This is a genomic window from Paenibacillus sp. BK720 (assembly GCF_011761545.1).
Lineage (GTDB): Bacteria > Bacillota > Bacilli > Paenibacillales > Paenibacillaceae > Pristimantibacillus.
On the sequence record NZ_JAASRQ010000002.1, the window covers coordinates 766,045 to 781,678 of the forward strand.

Below are 15,634 nucleotides of genomic sequence, written 5' to 3' on the forward strand. Positions count from 1 at the left end.
AGTCAGCCGTTATTGCGAAAAGGAGATCGTTATGCTGAACCGGATATGGAAGCCCAGCTTGATGAGGCAAATCTTGATTCTGATTGCGCTTATGCTGCTCACGCTGCTTATTACTTACATCATTACGAACCGAATAGCCCAGCAAATTATCGAACGGAAGGTAACCGCATCCGTCAATACTATCCTGCAGCAGGTGAATGAGAAGATGACGAGCTTTGACAGCGACATGCAAGGAATATCCACCTTCTTGTTTTACAGCCCTACCGTGCAGACCTATATCAATACCGACGATATGCTGGACCGGGTACTGATGAACCGCGAAGTGCTGTCGGTGTTTGCCAACACGATGTCCATAAAATCCAATATAAGGGGAATTCAGCTGTACGACCGCAGCGGGAAGCTGATGACAAGACTTGGCGAGGGCCAGGACGAGACGACAGCTCCCGTACAGACGATGTCCTACTCCGGGTTGGTTAATTTGGATGACCGTCCGACAGAGCATTTTTACATCATTACGGCTCCGGTATATGGACTGGACAGCAACCATATCGCAACGGAATACCGGGGAACGGGCCGTTACGTGATGGATGTCTCTAACCTTAGCCCGATTCTGAGAAGCGCGAAAGTTACGGCCAACTCCCGGGTGATGCTGTTGGACCGGAATGATCATATCTTAACCAGCGAAGGAAAGGTGTCGAGCAGCGACTCGGTTAACGTCGGCAAGTGGAAGGCGAATCCTAAATTTATCGTCCAGTCGATTACGCTAGGTCCTTCCGGCTGGAAGCTGATCAGCATTATCCCCAAGAGCGAGCTGCTTAATGAGTTGGGAACCGTCAAACGGATTAATGTTACGACCTACGCCATTATGTTCGGCATTCTGTGTATGTTTTTGCTTATTTTCTTCACCCGAATTCTTAAGCCTATTAAATCGTTGATGGATTTCATCAAGTCCTATCCGAAAAACGGAGAGGATAACCGTTATCAGGTCGTTCACAAAAACGAGATTGGGGTGCTTGGCCAAAAGCTGAATAATATGCTGGACGATATCAGCGAGCTAAGCGATGAAGTCCGCTCTACCCAAATCCGAATGCTGGAAATTGAGCTGGCCAAAAAACAAATGGAAATCTCGGCCTTCCGGAACCAAATCAATCCGCATTTTCTCTATAACACGCTGGAAAGCATCCGCGCCATGGCCTTTTACCATGATGTCCGCGATATTGCCGATCTTTCGGAGTCACTGTCGCGTATGTTCCGCTATGCCGTGAAAGGAAGCAACTTTGTGACGATAGCCGAGGAGCTGGCTCATATTAGGGAGTATGCGAGAATCATAGATTTCCGATTCAGGGGGCGGTTTAAGATCGTTATCCGCTGCGAAGAGGATTTGTTGAAGGAGACAATGCTCAAAATGCTTCTGCAGCCGCTTGTGGAGAACGCGGTATTTCATGGGCTCGAGCGGAAGCTCGGCGAAGGCGAAGTATTTATCGATATCCATAAACTCGCCGATCAGCGGATCAGGGTTCTTATTCAAGATAACGGCTACGGCATGAGCGAAAGCCAGCTGCAGGAATTAAGGGAAGGCTTGAAAGGCAACCAGGAATTTGCCTCAGGGGAACAGGGGAAGCAGAAGGGGATCGGAATTTCCAATATTTATAACCGGACGCATCTGTTCTACGGGGAAGCTGCCTCGCTGGAGGTTGACAGCGTGTTAAATGAAGGGACGAGCGTCAGCATTACTTTTCCGCCGCACGCCATCGAAGGAGGAGCCGGTTATGTATCGCGTGTTAATCGTGGATGATGAGCCTTGGGTAGCTTACGGCATATCGAAGCTTATCGACTGGGAGTCGGAGGGGTTTCGGGTTATTGGCGAAGCTTATGACGGTTCGTCGGCATTGCGGCTTATCGAGGAGCATAAGCCCGAGGCGGTTGTCTCGGATATCCGGATGCCGGGCCTTAACGGGATTGAACTGCTTAATGAAATAGCCAAGCAGAAGCTGGATACGGAAGTCATTCTGGCAAGCGGGTATTCCGAATTCGAATACGCACAGCAAGCATTGCGGCTTGGCGCTTTCGATTATTTGCTTAAGCAAATCGAGAAGGATCAGCTGCTGGAAACGGTTCGTCGGCTGAGAAGCCATTTGGAGCAGAAAAAGAGGTCTGCCGGCGACCCCGATGCGCCGCTGGACGAGTTGTTCGAGCTGCTGGATGCCGACGGCCATACCCCGATTGGGCAATATCTGCGCAATCGGGGTATGAAGTCGGAGCATCCGAATGCTTTGCTCCTCAATGCGCTATTTCCTTATGCGGCAATGACGGATTCCTCCGGCAGGCTTAGGGAAGTGAACGCGATGGATGGTTATGTCATTAGAACAGGCTCGAACAAGCTGACCTATATTCTCCTATACGACGAAGCTTCGCATGCCAATGCACTGCTGGAGTTTATAAGCGGCAATCTTCAAGAGGCGAGCCATATCGGTATCGGCATGCCCGCTCATTTGTCGTATCCGCTCTCCAAGATGCTGCATGCGGCGGATGTCGCGTTGTTCACGTCATGCTTTTATCCGGACCAGCGCATCGTTCGTTATAAAGAGCAGGAGGCTGGCGTCGCCGGGATCTCGGGCGTTATGCTGCAGCTGGAGCTGAGCATGAGGGAGCGCAAGCTGGCGCGGATGCTGGAATGCCTTCAGCTTCTTGCGGAGCAGTGCTTCGGCATGCAGCTGGATCAGGTCGCAAGCGTGTACAATCAGATCATCTCCCTTATTCATAAATATTACAGCCAGACAAGCCCGCAACGGGACATCGAATTTCTCACCTTCGATCAGCTGGCAAGAGCTTACCCATCGCTGGATGCCGTGTTTGAAAGGCTGAAGTCGGGCTTTGAGCTGGAGGGAATGCCTGATCTCCCGGTTATGAGCGGACAGGTGAAAGCGGTTATGGCTTATATCGATTCAAGCTTTACGGAGGATATTCTGCTGGGAGCCGTCGCAAAACGGTTTCATTTGAGCCTTAGTTATCTTAGCTCCCTGATCAAGAAGGAGACGGGAACCTCTTATTCGGACTATATTACGGGCAAAAGAATCGCGCTTGCCAAAGAGCTGCTCAAGGAAAGCGCATTATCCGTTCATGAAATCGTGGAGCGTGTTGGCTACAAAGACTATTTTCACTTCAACAAGCTGTTCAAGAAGCATATCGGGTTAACGCCAAGCAAATACAGGAAAATATGAAAGCGCTATCTACAATTCAGACCAATTTGCAAAATTATAAACATATGGCCGATTGCCGAATCCGACTATCATGAAAGAGGCAAAAGCCATTACAAGTCTTAAGGGGGAACAAAGGTATGAGAAAGCATTACAGTTTGTGGACGGTCATGCTATTGTCTTGTTCGATAGCGCTTTCAGCCTGCAGCTCGAATCAACCGGATAACACCCAGGAAGGGACGAATAACGCCGCAGCTAGCTCAGCAGAGCCGTCGGCGAGCGCAGCGCCCGCGGATGCGGCGCCGGTCAAATTGACTTGGTTCTCCGATGTTAGCGGCTGGAATCCGCCTTCGCCTTGGAATTCGGATCCCGATTCGGTAGAAGGGACGATTACGAGCAAGACCGGACTGTCCTTCGAGTTCAACATTCCGGCACAGGATGCGGGCACGAAATTAAGCCTGATGCTTGTCTCGTCCAATAAGCTGCCGGACATTATGACGCTGACGGACGGCACGTTGGAGAAGAAGCTGATTGATGCCGGAAAAGTATGGGACCTGGATGAGTTTCTGAAAAAGTATGATCCTTCCTCCCCGCTGCTAACCCATTTTCCGCAGGACTTAAAGCAGGCTTTAATCGAGCGTGACGGTGGTTGGTATGCCTATCCAAGCCATATGGATACGCAGGATGCACGCAAGATTTACCCGCCGTCCAGCGAATATTTCTCCGACGCGGCCAAGTATCGGAACAATAACTCGATTATGTTCAATCAGGAGATTATGCAGCAGGCGGGCATTACGGAAGATGAGCTAAAGACGGAAGACGGCGTGCTTGCGGCTTTCGAGAAAGTGAAGGGACTGAAAATCGACGGAGCACCCGTTGTTCCGCTGATGATTAACGGGAAAGATTATCAAGGTTTATCGGTTGGCGGAACAGGACATGGCGGCACCCTGGGCACGCTGGAAGCGATGTTTGGCGCCATGCCGGTCGACAAGGATGGCAATTACCGCGACGTCATCCTGGCTCCGGAAACGAAGCATGCGCTTGATTTTCTGTACAAGGCGGCAAAGGCAGGCGCCTTTGATCCAAGCCAGATGACCGTGGATGATACATCCACAAAAGCATCCGTCAAGACCGGTCGGGTATTCAGCTTCATCGGCAACTCCGCGAATACCGGATTCACGGACGAGAATGCGGTCGGTACATGGATTACGCCAGGTCCGATGTTATCGAATGAGGGGACAAAGCCGGTAGCAGGCCGCTCCTTGAAGGCAGGCACAGGCTGGATGAACACGTTTATTTCGAAGGATGCGCCTAACCCGGAGAGAATCGCTAAATGGCTGGACTTCATGACAAGCGACGAGGGACTCTTGCTTAATTATTACGGCTTCGAAGGAACCGACTATACGCTTGATGCCAATGGGCTTGTCGTGCAAACCGAGCAAGGGCTGAAGGATGCCGCGGATTATTCCAAGACCGGCGTATTTGCCTTCTGGCCATTCCATAATATTGCCTGGCATGACCATGCAACGGTAGCTCCAACCTCGAACAAAGGGGCGGACAGCGTAATGGCCATGCAGGTACAGACGACGATTGGCAAAAATTCCGAGATTTACGATTCTTCTGCATTGATTATGCCTAGCAATTTTATTGAGGCGGGCAGCAAGATGGCCAATGATCAGCTGCAAATCAAAACCTATCTCGAGGCTCAAATATCCAAAATGATTTTGGCAAAAGACGAGGTATCAAGAGATAAGCTCTATGACGATATGATTGCCCAGGTGAAAAAGATGGGACTGGACGATATCAATGCGAAAATCAACGAACAGTTCCATAAACAGCAGGAAAGTTACGGTACAACGATTAAAGGCATCAATTCTTAAGCAACGCAAGAAGGGGATCGTGTCAAAGCCGGGTGCTTCGGCACGATCCGCCCTTGAGCAGGAGGGAGTCTATTGATGAATCCGTCGGATAAAAAAAGGAAGAGACAAAAAGGCTATGCGCTGCAATCCGACTTGCGAACGCAGACCGAGCTAGTGGTTATGATTGGGCCGGGCGTGATTTCCATCATCGTATTCAGCTTTTTGCCGCTGTTTGGCCTGCTGATGGCCTTCAAGCATTATGACCCCATCAGCGGCGTTAAAGGGATTTTCGCAAGCCCGTGGAACCACTTCGATAACTTCAAGCTTATTTTCGATAACTTTCAATTTTTGCCGATGGTCAAAAATACGCTTGGCATTAATCTGATCGGGTCGCTTGTCGGCATACCCGTTACGATTATTTTCGCTCTGCTCCTTAACGAAATCGTCAGTACGAGGTTCAAGTCGGCTATTCAGACGATTACCTATTTGCCGCATTTCTTATCCTGGGTTATTTACGGCGGCTTGTATATTACGCTTCTGAATCCGCAGGAAGGGATTATCAACTATTTGCTGGTCCATCTGCATCTGGTGAAAGAGCCTCTCCAATTTCTGTCCGATCCAAGCTATTTCTGGGGTCTGGCCATCGTGACGAATCTGCTGAAGGATCTCGGCTGGGGAGCGATACTGTACTTGGCCGCCATGGCCGGCGTCGACCAATCGTTATACGAAGCGGCAGCAATCGACGGAGCGGGACGTTTCAAGAGAATGTTCCATGTTACGCTGCCCGGCATCATGCCAACCTTGATGATCATGATTATTTTCGCGGTAAGCGGCATGCTGAACAATAACTTTACGCAAATCTATGTCTTGCAAAACTCTTTGAACATGCCAGCCAGCCAGGTTATCGATACGTACGTCTATCAGACGGGCTTGCTGAACTTCCAATTTGACGTCGCGACGGCTATCGGTTTGATGAAGTCCGTGCTTGCGCTTGTCCTGCTTGTGGGAGCTAACTATGCTTCGAAAAAAATAACAAAATCAGGTCTGTTCTAAGGAGGCATCCCGGTATGGTTGGAGGAAAGTCTTTAGGAGACCGTACATTTTCCATTACGAATACAGTGATCATGGTCGTGATCATGATTGTGACCGTATATCCTTTTTGGTACGCCATCATTAGTTCCCTGAACAGCGGGATTGATCTGCAGCGCGGACCGGTGTTTCTATGGCCTCGCATTTTTACTTGGGCGAGCTGGCGCGCGGTTCTGGCCGATCCGGGTCTGCTAAGCGCAGCCTGGATTACGGTATCCCGCACCGCGTTTGTAACGATTATCTCGATCTTTTATACGGCGATGTTCGCTTATGCCTTCTCTCGTCCTTATTTAAAATGGAGAAAATGGTATATGGCGCTTGGATTTACCAGCATGTATTTCAGCGGCGGACTTATTCCTTCGTTTCTTTTGATCAACTGGCTTCATCTCTATGATCATTATTGGGTATACATTATTCCTTCTTTGTTTGGCGGTTTCTGGAACGTTATTATTCTGAACGCGAACTATAAAGCGATTCCGGATGCCTTGTTTGAATCCGCCAAGCTGGACGGGGCAAGCGAGTTCTCGATCTTCCTGCGCCTCGTCCTTCCGCTGTCCAAGCCGGTATTGGCGGCATTGTCGATCTTTACCGCGGTCGGAATCTGGAACGATTACGGAACAACGCTTTATTTTACGCAGTCCAATGACCTGCAGACCCTCCAGTATTTGATCCTGAAGCTGCTTCAGACAAGCTCTGCGGTGGAGCAGCTGTCAAGCTCGGCATCGCTGTCCAATCCCGCGGTATCCGAGCTGCTGTCCCTCGCGCAGGGGCAAGGCGAAATTACGTCGCGAACGATCGAGTTAGCCTCCATGGTCATCGCATCGATTCCGATGATTGTGATGTATCCGTTTGCGCAGCGGTTCTTTATTTCGGGCGTATTGCTTGGGTCGGTAAAAGGTTAATTCCAACAGGAAACGGAGAGGAACAGCGGCTATGAAAGCACCTTTATTCAGAGATCCGATCTATGACGGGGCAACGGATCCTACCGTCGTCTATAACCGGGAAACGAAGGAATGGTGGATGGTCTATACGAGCAGGCGGGCAACCGCGGAAGGTCCCGGAGTGGCTTGGGTACATGGCTCCGATCTCGGAGTCGCGACGTCTTCGGATGGCGGACGGAACTGGGTTTACCGGGGGACTTTGCCAGGGCTTGAGTTCGAGTGGGGGCGCAATACGTTTTGGGCACCGGAAATCTATTGGCATGAAGGCGTCTATCATATGTACGTCAGCTATATTCAAGGCATCCAGATTGAATGGACGGGAGACCGCCGGATTATTCATTATACGAGCAAGAACCTGATCGACTGGAAGTTGGAGGGACCGCTGCCGCTCAGCTCGAATCGCGTGATTGACGCATGCGTCCATGAGCTTCCGGGAGGCGGCTTCCGGTTGTGGTACAAGGATGAAGAGCATGGATCGGCTACCTACGCGGCAGACAGCGAGGATTTGTACCATTGGCATAATCCCAGACCTGTACTTACGCACCGCGGGCATGAAGGACCTAATGTCTTCCGGTTCAAGGGCAGCTACTGGATGATTATCGATGAATGGAGAGGGCAAGGCGTTTACCGCTCCGATGATCTGGACAATTGGGAGCGGAACGGGATGATTCTCGAAACTCCGGGCGTCCGTAAGGATGACGCATGGATCGGCCATCATGCGGATGTAGTCGTCACTGGGAATGAGGCGTATGTCTTTTATTTCACCCATCCGGGACGTAACGGGATGCAAGAGGGCGCAAAAGAAGGATACGAGCAGCGCCGGTCATCCGTTCAAGCAGCACGGCTCGATGTGCGGGACGGAATTCTCGTATGCGACCGGGACGAGGAGTTTGAGATGAACTTGATAACTGAATAAATAACCTTCAATAACCCGGTCGATCACGGACGGGTTATTTTTTTATGATTAAAACAATTCTGACATAAACCTTACACTGGGTTCAATAACTTTTTCCAAATGCCGATAAAAGTCATGGACGCCCTAATATGGAGTGACAAGGATATTATTTGAACGATATGGGAGGGAATTAATGCAACGCAAGTCATGGAATGACGAGCAGGAACGGTCCGCGTCATTCATTAAATCTGAGCTCACTCTTCCGAAAGGTGGAGGAGCCGTCAGAGGAATGGGCGAGACTTACGAGCCGGATTTATTCACGGGCAGCATGCATATGAGTATACCTGTCTATTCGTCGCCCTGCAGGGAGTTTGAACCGAAGCTCCGGCTTCAATACAGCTCGGGCAGCGGGAACGGTGTGTTTGGACTCGGCTTTTCCTTATCCGTCTCATCGATTTCTAGGCGAACGGATACCGGAATTCCGAAATACGACGGTACGGACCGGTTTTTGCTGGACGGCGAAGAGATTATTCCCAAGCTTGATCCCGACACCGGCAATCCGTTGATCCGAACAGAAAACGAAGGTAATCAACTTTGGACCGTTACCGACTTTATCCATAGGCTGGAGGGCTCTTTCGCGAAAATCGAATTCTGGCAGACCGCCGGAGCTTCTTTTTGGAGGCTGCAATCCGGCAGCAACGTTAGCTCGGTTTACGGCCAGAGCGCGACGGCCCGCATAGCCGATCCGGCCCGTCCGGAACGGATTTTTCAGTGGTGCTTAGAGCAAGATGCCGACGCTAAAGGCAATAAGCGAGCCTATTCGTATGTTCCCGAGAACGGGGAGAATATTCCGCTCGATTTGTCCGGGCAGAACAGGCAGCGTTTGGCTGCCGTTTATTTGCACAGCATCGATTACGGCAATTACTTCGATGAACAACAGGAAGAGAGATTTGCCTATCAGATTGTATTTGATTACGGAGAATACGATATCTCCTTAGAGTCGCTAAATCAGGCCGGCAGCAACCCCCACGTCCCCCAGACATCTTGGCCAACGCGAGTGGACTCATTCTCTACCTACCGAAGCGGATTCGAGGTGCGAACGCACCGGCTTTGCCGTCAGGTTCTCATGTTTCACCGGTTTGCGGAGCTTGGTCCGGATCCTTGTCTCGTTCGCATGACGCGGTTCTCCTATTCTCTCGATCCCTTGGTTCAATTGAACCGGCTGACTTCGGTCGAGATGATTGGCTGTCAGAGACAACAGAATGGAAGCTACATCACCCTTTCCACACCTCCTTTAGAATTTACTTACACTTCTTTTCAACCGAAACACCAAGCATTTCAACTCCTTCAGATTGAGGGAGGACATACCATCCCCGGATATCTGGACGGTACTTCCTATGAATTTGCCGACTTATACGGCGAAGGATTGCCCGGTATCCTGCAAGTCCGCTCCAATTCGGCAGCCTATTGGGAACCGGAAGGAAACGGAAATTTTCGAAGCGTGCGGGTTGCAGATTCATTTCCCGTGACGGAGGAGTCTGCAGCGGGATCGAGGACCTTTACTTTAACCAGTCTCGATGGCGATGGCGTCATGGATTTGGTCGTAACGGATACGCATTGGGCAGGTTTCTATGAAACCGAGTACGGGCGATCCTGGAATGGCTTGCGGCCATTCGAAAGCTTCCCGCTGGAGTATTTGCAAAGCTCCAATCCGAAAGAGCTGGCGGATATGCAAGGAGACGGCGTTCCCGACTTGGTTGTTTTTGAGGATCGCCAAATCAAAATCTACCCTTCCGGGTATGAACGAGGCTATGGGAATCCGATTACCGCATTGTACCCTGCAGCATTTCCGCTTGGCTCAACGGACAGCGCGAATGAAGTGGTGACGTTTGCCGATGTTATTGGCGACGGTCTGCCGCACCGGGTCAGGATCCGGAACGGCAGTATAGAATGCTGGCCTAACCTCGGATACGGACAGTTCGCTCCGGTTATCCGGATGGAGCAAGCCCCTTGCTTTGAAGACGAATTTAATGCCTCTCGCCTGTTTCTTGGCGATCTGAACGGATCAGGCTTGACGGATATCGTCTACGTGTACCCGGACCGGGCGGATTTGTATTTCAATCAGGGCGGCAATGCGTGGAGCAAACCGGTAACGGTCTATTTGCCCGAAACGTTTGCGGAGACGGATCGCATTCAGCTTACGGACGTGCTTGGCAATGGATGTGACTGCCTGCTCTTCACTAAGGTCAGCACGGATTCGGTCAAGCATTATTACTATGATTTTTCCGGCGGACAGAAGCCAAACCTACTGAACCGGACGGACAACGGCGTAGGCGCCATAACCGAAATTGAATATGCAAGCTCGGTCAGGTTTTATCTGGAGGATAAAAAGGCAGGCCGCCGCTGGCAGACCGTACTTCCGTTTCCCGTCCACGTGGTGGAGCGGGTTCGCGTGACAGAGGAATGCACGGGCAATCAGCTCACTACCCGGTACGGCTATCATGAGGGGTATTACGATCCGGCGGAAAAGGAATTCAGAGGCTTCGGCTTCGTGGAGCAATGGGACGCCGAGGAACGTTCAACGGGAACCGGAGCGGCTCCTGTGTATTGGAGGCGTTGGTACCATACAGGCTCCGCGCTAAACGCAGCCGCTTTGTCCCGCCGCTATTACGATCAGTACTATAAACAGGACGCATTCGCTTATGCAATGCCGGACAGTTCTCTTGACGAGGCGCTGACGGGTGCGGATGGAGAGACGCTGCGCCAATGCTATGTTGCCTTGAAGGGTATGCCGCTTCGCGAAGAGGTGTACGGATTAGATCAGCCGGGAGGAATCTCCGAGCATCCGTATACCGTGCACGAGAGCAATTACACCGTGAAGCTGATCCAAGCACGGCGGCCATCCGCCATGTTTGCATCGCTGCTCGTCCAGGCCAGGGAATCGATAGATTACGAGTATGAGCGGGATCCGCACGATCCGCGCGTGCGCCATGATCTGGTTCTTGCGGCGGATGAGTTCGGACATGCGACGAAGGAGATTCAAATTTATTATCCTCGCCGGTCAGAGGCGGAGCTCTCCCTGCCTGAACAGCATCAGCTGCAAATGCTGCTTCAAGTGAATGCCTATATTAACGAAACCGCCGAGTTTCGTCTGCTTGGCATGGAATGCGAGAGCCAAGCTTACGCGTTGTCGGGGATCGGGCAGCCGGCAGCCTTTTATTTCAATGTGACAGATTTGCAATTCCGGTTCAAAGACTCGCTGCCTCCGGTCATACCTTACGGTACGCTTCCAACAGCAGGCCTGGTTCAGGCTGAGCTGCTTTCCTGGACCCGGCATTACTATTGGAATTTCGCTCAGACGGATGCTTTGCCGCTTGGTCAAACGACGGGAATAGCGCTTCACCATCATAGCGAGCATGCGCTTCTTGCATCGGACCAGGTCAGCAGCCTCTATGCGTCCAGGTTGACAAACGAAGAAATCACGGACGACTGCGGCTATGTTTTGAATGAAGGGTATTGGTGGAATCGGGGGCTGGTCCAGCACTACGCGCCCAGTACGGATAACCGTTTCTATCTGCCTTGGAAAATCGAGAATACGCTGCTAGCCGGCAACACGAATCTCTTCCACCGGACGCAGTTCAGCTACGATCCTTATTGTCTGGTTCCGACGAATACGACTCAATATGTCAGTGAAACGGTATCCACCTCGATGTCCATGGTTCTGGATTACAACGTCATCCAGCCGAAATACACGACGGATGTTAACGGGAATACGGCTCAGGTTCTCTATGATCCGTTGGGCATGGTCACGGTGTCCTCCTTGTTCGGTACTTTGCTCGGCAAGAGGGTGGGAGACGGAGATCTTAACGCGTACCAGACCGTCACGGAAGGCTCATTCGAGGATGTGCTAGCCCACCCGGAACGTTACCTTCAGCAGGCATCGTCGTTTACTTACTACGATCTTTTTGCCTGGGGACAAGGCAGAGGTCCGAACCGTACCGTCGAGCTTTTCCGGGAAACGAGCGTGTCGGAGGAGTCAGACGGCCAAACAACCCGTATTCTCGTCAACGTCACTTACATCGATGGACTAGGAAGGGTTATGGAAACGAGGAAAAGAGCGGATTCCGCGGGCGATGAACGCTGGCTCGTCTCCGGCCGCACGGTCTACGACAACAAAGGAAGACCTGTCGAGCAGTATTTGCCCTATTATTCCAGCGTTCCCGTCTATGAGAAGGATGCGGATTCACAGGCAGTATTGCCTCCGCCGACAAGGACCTCTTATGACCCGCTTTCCCGAGTGTACCGCGTGGATTCGCCTAAAGGGTTTTATGCCAAAACGGAATTTACGCCTTGGGAGGAAGCGCAGTACGACTCAAATGACACGATTGCGGATTCCGAATATTACAAGCAGTTCATGCAGAGTTACCCAAGCCAGCCGAATCAAAGCCAGGCAGACGAGAAGGACGCTCTGCTCAAGGCCTACCGGTTCCGTAACACGCCGCTTGTGCAAGTGAAAGATAACTTGGGACGCGTTTTTCTGAGACTGCGCGATAATCTGGGCGAAACGTCAAGCGGGTTGTTTTCTGCTATGGTGCAAGGAAGCAGCATAAACGCATCGGATGTATGGAACGAACTGGTTCAGCAAGGATATGTGGAGATGACGAATGACGCCTCGGGAAGCGGAAGAGCAACGGCAAAGTTCCGTCCCTATGCCCCAGGCTTCAAGCTTGCGGTAGGCCCGGCATATGAGCCTTTCGCGGATCGGATTGCCGTGCTACTCAGACAGAGCTGTCTGCCGGAATACACGGGTTATGACAGCAAGGGCAACGTCAAATTCGAGATCAACGCGAAGCATTATTATGCGGGCATTGCTCAAGGCGCTCTGCTGAAGGACGTGCAGTTTACCTATGATATGCAGAACCGTCTGTTACGCACGGACAGCAGGGACGCAGGCGTGAGACTTGGGATAAACAACATGTACGACGATCCTGCGCATACCTGGGACAACCGAGGTTTCCATACCGCAATCCTTTATGACGGTTTGCAAAGAACAGCCTCCATTCGCGTGGACGGGGCGGACCCTGCTTCCAGTCTGAGGCTGGCTAATACGGTTGAAAAATACGTTTACGGGGATAATGCCGGACTTAGTTTGGCCGATGCCCAAAACCGTAATCTTCTTGGCAAGCTGTATACCTTATATGACCAGTCTGGCGTCACGCATTATCAGCTATATAGCCTGCAAGGACATATAGAGGCTACCGAAAAGCTCCTGCTTGTTGATTACGCGGCCGAGCCGGATTGGGATGCGGAAGACGAGCCCGCTCTAAACGGGGAATCCTTCGTTACCTCTTATGCCTATGACGGTCTGGGACGCCAGATCGCCGAAACCTCCGCCGATCAAACGGTGTACAGGACCGCTTATAATTTGGCCGGACAGCTGCAGAAGGTGACGGTTGACTTTGCGGAGCAAGACGGAGTGCCGTTCATTCAAGACATTCAATACGACGCGGACGGCCAGCATTCGCGGATTATCCGGGGCAACGGGACAATAACGGATTTTGTTTACGAAGAGACTACCCGCAGGCTGCTTGGGATAACAACAACCCGGTCCGCTGCGGACGGCAAAGGGGCGGGAAGAAGCACGCTCCTGCAGAAGCTCTCTTACACGATGGATCCTGTCGGCAACATAACGAGGATGCGCGATGACAGCTTCGATACGGTATTCCAGAATCAGCAGATTGTGGAGCCGCTAAGCGACTACACCTATGACGCCCTTTACCGGTTGATTCAGGCTTCGGGACGCCAGCATCCGGGGATATTGCCGGATACGCACGCAACGGGTTTCAAGCAAAGCATGTGGCTGCCTGCAGCGCCGCCTCACCTGAAAGACGGGGACAAGCTGGAAAATTATACGGAGGCCTATACGTACGACGAAGCGGGCAATCTCGTCAGAACCCGGCATGCCGCAGCTTCCGCCACTTGGACGCGAGCACTGACGGTAAGCGAGGACTCCAACCGGCTGAAGGAAATGACAACCGGCACGCAGTCGGGGCTTCCGGTACAGCTGCAATACGATGGTAACGGCAATCTGCTCGCGCTTGAGCATTTAAGCTCCCTGCAATGGAATTACCGGAACAACCTGGCAAGCGCAACCGTCATCGCGAGAGAAGGGGACCAATCGGACTGCTCCTACTTCATCTACGAAAGCAGCGGACACAGGGTCCGAAAGGTGCTGGAGCGCAAAATCAGCGACGGCATAACCGAGATTCAAGAAAAAATCTACGCGGGCCGTTTGGAAATCAAACGCGTTACCCGGGTTCAGAATGGGGTGCGATCCATCATCCTTGAGCGGTACACCTACCGGGTCATGGAGGATGAACGAATGGCCGCCATCGTAAACTTTTGGACCAAGGACGATCCGGGACGCGAGACCGATACCATTGGCAAACGGCAATTGCGGTATCAATTAAGCGATTATCTCGGTTCCTCCACCATGGAGGTAGACGAGGACGCCGGCTTGATCAGCTACGAGGAATATTTCCCATATGGCGGGACGTCTTATCTGACCGGACCGAATCAGGTGGAGGTCCAGCTGAAGGAGTACCGCTATAGCGGCAGGGAGCGGGATGACTGCACCGGCTTGTATTATTACGGAGCACGGTATTATCCGCCTTGGCTGGGACGTTGGTTGAACCCGGACCCGGCAGGCACGGCGGATGATCCGAACATGTACGCGTTTGTCAGCGGCAACCCGATCCGTTTCGTTGATCTGAACGGAATGGGGAAGAAGAAGAAGAAATCCGGAAATGGCGTCGCCAAGAAAAAGCTGGCAGCCAAGATGAAGGCACAGCAGCGGAAAAACGACCTAACGAAGTTTGTTAACGGCGACAGCGCGACGAAAGCGCAGACCATTTCGCAGTTGAGGGGAAGACCTCTCCGGGTAACTTTGGCGAGACAGTCTTTTGTCCGCAAGGTGCTTCATAAGGAAGCGGATAAGGCGCAGGTGGAGTTGGACCAGTTCGACGTGCCGCCAAGCTCGGGCAAAGCCCTGCCGGTAAAGGTAGCAGACCCGACAGGCGTGCAGGGAGGCTTCTTCTTCGGCAAACGCGACTACATCGAGAGACAGCATATCGTTTCCCCATCCAGTCTAAACGTGGACGGCCGCGATTCCACCAACGACACGATGGGCAAGGCAAGCGCCTTCCACAGCACAAACAACTTGCCGGCGAGTCTGTATTCCAGCAGGGATGATTCCAAGCTGGGCGGCTTGGGCGAGGCCTGGTGCCACCTGATCGCTCACTGCCTGGGCGGTCCGGAAGCTTCCAACAATCTCGTGGCGGGAAGCCAAGGCTCCAACCTCGTGCAGCTCGGAATAGAGCTCGCCATTAAAGATTTTGTCAGCGCAACGGGCGAGAAGGTGCTCATTAAGGTAGGCGCCAATGTGCGGCTTAGGGCTGACGGCGCAATCACGCATATTGCGGATGAATTCTTCTATCAAATCTATGACTTGAGCGGCAAACAAGTTTACGCCACCAAGTTCAAAGCCGATATTCTTCGGGCGGATACGCTCCAGAAGCAGAAGAAGACGGAAGCGACCAAGAGTTTGAACAGCCATTTCGGCTATTAACTCCATTCGGGAACCAAGGAGGACCA

Annotated in this window: 7 protein-coding genes; all 7 read left to right on the top strand. The window is 52.0% G+C overall.

The window, feature by feature from the left end; translation table 11 throughout:
* Nucleotides 1-31: 31 nt before the first annotated feature.
* The 7 genes from FHT67_RS10270 (at nucleotide 32) to FHT67_RS10300 (ending at nucleotide 15,608) form a co-directional block, all read left to right on the top strand.
* A complete protein-coding gene (locus FHT67_RS10270) occupies nucleotides 32-1,795 on the top strand; it encodes a cache domain-containing sensor histidine kinase (protein WP_167197846.1) in 1,764 nt (587 codons plus the stop codon).
* Nucleotides 1,770-3,221: a response regulator transcription factor gene (locus FHT67_RS10275; RefSeq protein WP_167197848.1), complete on the top strand. Its 1,452-nt coding sequence runs from the start codon at nucleotides 1,770-1,772 to the stop codon at nucleotides 3,219-3,221. Before FHT67_RS10270 ends, FHT67_RS10275 begins: the two co-directional genes overlap by 26 nt.
* 116 nt (nucleotides 3,222-3,337) lie before the next feature.
* Nucleotides 3,338-5,077 (top strand): extracellular solute-binding protein, encoded by a 1,740-nt coding sequence (locus tag FHT67_RS10280; RefSeq protein ID WP_132305915.1) that lies wholly within the window; start codon nucleotides 3,338-3,340, stop codon nucleotides 5,075-5,077.
* 75 nt (nucleotides 5,078-5,152) lie between these two features.
* The gene (locus tag FHT67_RS10285) at nucleotides 5,153-6,109 is read left to right on the top strand and encodes an ABC transporter permease (protein ID WP_167198409.1); all 957 of its coding nucleotides are present in this window, start codon (nucleotides 5,153-5,155) and stop codon (nucleotides 6,107-6,109) included.
* Between the two features lie 14 nt (nucleotides 6,110-6,123).
* Nucleotides 6,124-7,047, top strand: a complete 924-nt coding sequence (locus tag FHT67_RS10290; RefSeq protein ID WP_132305913.1) for a carbohydrate ABC transporter permease — start codon at nucleotides 6,124-6,126, stop codon at nucleotides 7,045-7,047.
* Nucleotides 7,048-7,078: 31 nt separating this feature from the next.
* Nucleotides 7,079-8,002, top strand: a complete 924-nt coding sequence (locus FHT67_RS10295; RefSeq protein ID WP_167197849.1) for a family 43 glycosylhydrolase — start codon at nucleotides 7,079-7,081, stop codon at nucleotides 8,000-8,002.
* A gap of 172 nt (nucleotides 8,003-8,174) precedes the next feature.
* Complete coding sequence (locus FHT67_RS10300) at nucleotides 8,175-15,608, top strand: SpvB/TcaC N-terminal domain-containing protein (protein WP_167197851.1); 7,434 nt, start codon at nucleotides 8,175-8,177, stop codon at nucleotides 15,606-15,608.
* Nucleotides 15,609-15,634 lie beyond the last annotated feature (26 nt).

Excerpts from the sequence above, each read along its gene's own strand:
- FHT67_RS10270 (WP_167197846.1), top strand. The coding sequence starts at position 32 with ATGCTGAACCGGATATGGAAGCCCAGCTTGATGAGGCAAATCTTGATT.
- FHT67_RS10275 (WP_167197848.1), top strand. The coding sequence starts at position 1,770 with ATGTATCGCGTGTTAATCGTGGATGATGAGCCTTGGGTAGCTTACGGC.
- FHT67_RS10280 (WP_132305915.1), top strand. The coding sequence starts at position 3,338 with ATGAGAAAGCATTACAGTTTGTGGACGGTCATGCTATTGTCTTGTTCG.
- FHT67_RS10285 (WP_167198409.1), top strand. The coding sequence starts at position 5,153 with ATGAATCCGTCGGATAAAAAAAGGAAGAGACAAAAAGGCTATGCGCTG.
- FHT67_RS10290 (WP_132305913.1), top strand. The coding sequence starts at position 6,124 with ATGGTTGGAGGAAAGTCTTTAGGAGACCGTACATTTTCCATTACGAAT.
- FHT67_RS10295 (WP_167197849.1), top strand. The coding sequence starts at position 7,079 with ATGAAAGCACCTTTATTCAGAGATCCGATCTATGACGGGGCAACGGAT.
- FHT67_RS10300 (WP_167197851.1), top strand. The coding sequence starts at position 8,175 with ATGCAACGCAAGTCATGGAATGACGAGCAGGAACGGTCCGCGTCATTC.